At 63.0% G+C, this 1,868-nt stretch carries 2 protein-coding genes; both read right to left on the reverse strand.

All coding sequences use genetic code 11. The features are described 5' to 3' along the window. On the reverse strand, window positions 1-1,487 hold a 1,487-nt coding region (gene purH / locus ADADOO_RS15105; protein ID WP_511278328.1), incomplete at its 3' end, for a bifunctional phosphoribosylaminoimidazolecarboxamide formyltransferase/IMP cyclohydrolase. A gap of 5 nt (window positions 1,488-1,492) precedes the next feature. Continuing rightward, window positions 1,493-1,726 (reverse strand): Fis family transcriptional regulator, encoded by a 234-nt coding sequence (locus ADADOO_RS15110; RefSeq protein ID WP_511278329.1) that lies wholly within the window; start codon window positions 1,724-1,726, stop codon window positions 1,493-1,495. Window positions 1,727-1,868 lie beyond the last annotated feature (142 nt).

Raw genomic sequence — 1,868 nt, forward strand, 5'->3', positions numbered from 1 at the left:
GCCTTGGCGCCGGCCGCGGCGAGCACATCGACGCCGTCACGGAACGGGAAGAAGGCATCCGACGCAACGACCGAGCCGTTAAGGTCGAGGCCGGCGTGCTGGGCCTTGATGCTGGCGATCTTGGTCGAATCGACGCGGCTCATCTGGCCGGCGCCGACGCCGAGCGTCATGCCGTTGCCGCAGAAAACGATGGCGTTGGACTTGACGAACTTGGCGACGCGCTCGGCGAACAGCAGGTCTTCGATCTGCTGGGCGGTCGGCTGGACCTGGGTGACGATCTTCAGGCCGCTGGCTTGTGCCGTGAAGTTGTCCGGCGTCTGGACGAGGAGACCGCCGCCGACGCGCTTGTATTCGAGGGCATTGAGCTGGCGCGAGATGGGCACGACGAGGACGCGCAGGTTGGTCTTGCCGGCCAGCGTGGCCTTGGCTTCGGCGGTGAAGGATGGAGCGATCAGCACTTCGACGAAGTGCTTGCGTTCGTTCATGGCGTTGACGATGTCGATGCCGACTTCGCCGTTGAAGGCGATGATGCCGCCGAAGGCCGAGGTCGAATCGGTCTGGAAGGCCTTTTCGTAGGCGCCGAGCAGCGTGCCGTCGATGGCCACGCCGCACGGGTTGGCATGCTTGACGATGACGCAGGCCGGAGCTTCGAAGGACTTGACGCATTCCCAGGCGGCGTCGGAGTCGCCGATGTTGTTGTAGGACAGTTCCTTGCCCTGCAGCTGGGTGTAGGCGGCGATGCTGCCGGTGGCCGGGTTGGTTTCGCGGTAGAAGGCGGCGCTTTGGTGCGCGTTTTCACCGTAACGCAGCGTTTCGACGCGGTCGAAGGCCAGTTGCAGCTTGGCCGGGAAGATGGCCGGGACCGGCGCGGCTGCGGCCGGCTGGGCTTCGGCGCCTTCGGCCAGGCCGGTCAGCCAGTTGGCGATCATGCTGTCGTAACGGGCGGTGTGCGTGAACGCCTTCTTGGCTAGGCCGAAACGGGTGGCCAGTTGCAAGGCGCCAGCGTTGGCTTTCATTTCGGCGAGCAACGGCGCGTAGTCGGCCGGATCGGTGACGATGGCGACGCCGGCGTAATTCTTGGCTGACGAGCGGACCATGGCCGGGCCGCCGATGTCGATGTTCTCGATGGCATCTTCCAGCGTCACGCCAACCTTGGCGATGGTCGCCGCGAACGGATAGAGATTGACGCAGACCAGATCGATGGTCGGGATGCCGTGCGCTTCGATGGTCGCCAGATGTTCCGGCAGGTCGCGGCGGGCCAGGATGCCGCCATGCACCTTCGGGTGCAGCGTCTTGACGCGGCCGTCGAGCATTTCCGGGAAGCCGGTGTAGTCGCCGATTTCGGTGACGGCCAGGCCGGCGTCACGCAGCATCTTGGCGGTGCCGCCGGTGGATAGCAGCTTGACGCCTTGGGCGGCGAGGCCCTGGGCGAATTCAAGAACGCCGGTTTTATCGGAAACGGAAATCAGTGCTTGCTTGATGGTCATGGCGATTACAGTAGTTGGTGTTCGGTGAGTTTCTTGCGCAGCGTGTTGCGGTTGATGCCAAGCATCTCCGCCGCCAGCGTCTGGTTGGTGCCGGCCTTGGCGAGCACCACTTCGAGCATCGGTTTTTCGACGCTCTTCAAAACCATGTCATAGATCGCGCCCGGCTTTTCCCCGTCCAGGTCGCGGAAATACTGCTCCAGTGCGTTCACGACGCACTTCCCCAAATCATGTTGGCTCATGCTGCCAACGCCTCCTCGTTGTCATATTTTAAAATATCGTTTTCTTCCGCCTGGCGGATGAAAAACGCGTTCACCGCCTGCATCTGTTGTTCGATGCTGGGCAGGACGTTCATTTCCTTGCGGAAGGCCGCCGAGCCAACCA

The sequence above is a fragment of the Azonexus sp. genome (assembly GCF_036170495.1).
GTDB lineage: Bacteria > Pseudomonadota > Gammaproteobacteria > Burkholderiales > Rhodocyclaceae > Azonexus.